Below are 2,905 nucleotides of genomic sequence, written 5' to 3' on the forward strand. Positions count from 1 at the left end.
TGGTAAACCATCGGTCAAATTCCTGGAATGTCCCGGGATAATCAATGCCAGAAACAGGATGAACAGACTCTTCCATGCCTACATACTACATTTTGTGGCCGGTTGAGTAAAGTGCATACCCACTATTCGGTATTCCCGCTCCAGAATCTTCTTGGTGGCTGGTCCGATCAGATAGTCATGAAGTTGCCGGCAACGCCATATCCATCCGCGTATACTTCCCCAGATACAGCCGGGATTGGTCAAATTGTCTGTAAACGTCTGTCGTCCATGATCAGCCGCATGTTCCCGATCATAGACGAGTCGCCTGATGTCGTTAAGGCTCTCATCTTGCAGTAGAAATCGATCCCCCTTTTCGGTCTCATCTTGTATTGGAAGAGAGTGCAAGTTGAGAAGCCAACTGAAATGGGATATCATCAAATCGTGAGCAGACGCAACTCTAGCGGCCCGGACGATTGATCATGAGTGTTTTCCCAAACGGGCGATTCACCATAGCCATATCGGGCCTCGTTGCCGTATTCGTCATCGGCACGCTCGGCTATATGCTCATCGAGGACTGGTCTTTCCTGGATTCCCTCTTCATGACAGCAGAGACGCTCAGTACCGTCGGCTACGGCCAGGTTCATCCCCTCTCGGATACCGGAAAGATATTCACCATTGGGCTGATCATCAGTGGCATCGGTGTAATGTTCTATACCGCTACGGCAATCGTCCAATATGTTGCCGAGGGACAGTTCAGGAATACATTGGGGAGGCGCAGAGTGAAAGAAAAGATCAAGAAACTGCATGACCATTTCATCATCTGCGGTTATGGCAGGGTCGGTCAGGAAGTTGCCTCTTATTTCAAAAGTGAAGGGGTTCCGTTCGTGGTGATCGAATTAAGACGGGAACCCCTGGATAGGGCGATCAAGGACGGTTGCTTATGTATCGAAGGCGATGTGACCAGTGATGACGCCCTGAATGAAGCTGGCATAGAAAAGGCCAGAGCCATAATCGCTGCGGTTGGGAATGATGTCGATAATGTTTACGTGACCCTCTCGGCAAGGGAGAAACGCCGCAATATTTTCATTGCTGCGCGCGCCTCTGCTGAAGATTCTGAACGTAAGTTGAAACGGGCGGGGGCCGATCGGATCATATTCCCGGAAAGGCTGGGCGGCCGACGGCTGGCCATGCTCGCGTTGAGGCCACTGGTAGTTGATTTTGTGGATACAACCATGGACAGTCGGGATCGCAAGCTATCGCTGGAAGATATTCGAGTCAGCGCCGATTCACCCATTGCCGGCAGAACGGTTGGCGAAGGACAGCGTTGTTGCGGCGGTGCGACCATCCTGGCAGTGAAGAAAAAGGACGGTTCTCTGATCGCCAATCCGTCGGTGGAGACATTTATTGAGCCCGGCGATGAAGTGGTTGCCATCGGCACCAAGGAGCAGATGAGGGCTTTGGAGGGTTCCGGCAAGCCGCCTCCACCGGTTCCAAATGCCAGTTGACATCCGTTGGTATTGAGTCGACGAAGACCGGATTGGCTGATATAATGATAGAGTTGTTGTTTCTTTAGGAGGATCGGATTGAAAGTATCATCGGAAAGAATTGAGGGTTGCCAGCTGGCACTCACCATAGAGGCTGAGCCTGAGGAGATGGAGAAGGCTCTGGAGAAGGCATATCGTCGCCTGGTGAACAGGGTGGTTGTTCCCGGTTTTCGGAAAGGGAAAGCGCCCCGCCACATGCTGGAGCGCCACATCGGGCATGAATCCATGGTAACCGAAGCGCTGGATCATCTGGTGCCGGAGCTTTACGAACAGGCCATCAAAGAACAGGGGATAGAGGCCCTCGGTCAGCCTCAACTGGAGGTGGTTCAACCTGAGCCGCCGATATTCAAAGCAATTGTTCCGCTGAAGCCTGTCGTAGAATTGGGGGACTACTGTTCCGTCAAGGTAATCCCGGAGGTAGTCGAGATTCCGGATGACGAAGTTGAAGAATCCATGAAAAACCTCCGCCACAGTCACGCTTCATGGGAACCGGTGGAGCGCGAAGCACGTTTAGGTGACATGGTGGCCCTCGATGTTACCGCCACAACTGAAGGAAACACTGTACTTGAAAAAAATGGGACGACATATCGAATCACAGAAGGTTCGGTATCGCCCGTGCCGGGATTTGCTGAGAAACTGGTAGAGATGAACGCAGGTGAAGAGAAGGAATTCACCTTGCCCTTCCCGGAAGATTATCCCTCAACTGAACTGGCCGGGAAAGATTGCCTCTTCAAGGTCTCGATTTCAGAGATCAAGGAAGAGCGATTGCCCGAGCTGAATGATGAATTTGTCAAAAGCCTGAATCAGGACCTGGAAACCCTGGAGCAACTCAGGGAGAGGATGGCCAACAACTTAAAGGCTGTTGCTGAGCGAGAAATGCGAGGGAAACTGGAGAGCCAGGCAATCGAGGCGGCCATCGGGGTCTCAAAAGTGGAGTTCCCTGAGGCACTGGTTGAACACGAAGTCAATCGTATGGGAAACGACCAGTTGATGCGCATGGGTGGGATCACTCTCGAAGCCTACCTGGGATACCGGGGAGTTACTGAAGACGAGTTTCGCAATGAGCTCCGCCCAATGGCTGAAAAGAGAGTCAGGAATTCTCTGGTGCTGAGCGCTATATGCGAGGCGGAGAAGATCGAAGTGACCGATAGCGATGTGGATACTGAAGTGGAGCGCATGCTCCAGGATGTACGCGAGCATGGCGATCAGGAAGATCAAAGCGCACAGATGCGGGAATGGTTCAGTTCGCCGCAAGCTCGCGAATCGCTACGTGGCGAGCTTCTCACCCGCAAAACGATAGATCGCCTGGTTGAAATCGCTACTGTCAAAGAAGGGACATCAGAGGAAGAGAACGCCGTCTCTTCCGATGCAGGGGCAGGAGA

General features: G+C 52.4%; 3 protein-coding genes. 2 read left to right on the forward strand and 1 reads right to left on the reverse strand.

Annotation, left to right across the window (positions count from 1 at the left end):
* Nucleotides 1-239 precede the first annotated feature (239 nt).
* Complete coding sequence (locus PHV74_15960) at nucleotides 240-362, reverse strand: hypothetical protein (GenBank protein MDD5095846.1); 123 nt, start codon at nucleotides 360-362, stop codon at nucleotides 240-242.
* 96 nt (nucleotides 363-458) lie between these two features.
* On the opposite strand from PHV74_15960, the gene PHV74_15965 reads away from it, so the two are divergent.
* Nucleotides 459-1,484, forward strand: a complete 1,026-nt coding sequence (locus tag PHV74_15965; GenBank protein MDD5095847.1) for a potassium channel protein — start codon at nucleotides 459-461, stop codon at nucleotides 1,482-1,484.
* 78 nt (nucleotides 1,485-1,562) lie between these two features.
* Nucleotides 1,563-2,905: trigger factor (gene tig / locus PHV74_15970; protein MDD5095848.1), on the forward strand; the 1,343-nt coding region annotated here is incomplete at its 3' end.

Source organism: Dehalococcoidia bacterium (assembly GCA_028711995.1).
In the GTDB taxonomy this organism is placed as follows: Bacteria; Chloroflexota; Dehalococcoidia; order SZUA-161; family SpSt-899; genus JAQTRE01.

Bases quoted from the DNA above. Each gene is read 5' to 3' on its own strand.
- PHV74_15960 (MDD5095846.1), bottom strand. From the start codon at position 362: ATGAGACCGAAAAGGGGGATCGATTTCTACTGCAAGATGAGAGCCTTA.
- PHV74_15965 (MDD5095847.1), top strand. From the start codon at position 459: ATGAGTGTTTTCCCAAACGGGCGATTCACCATAGCCATATCGGGCCTC.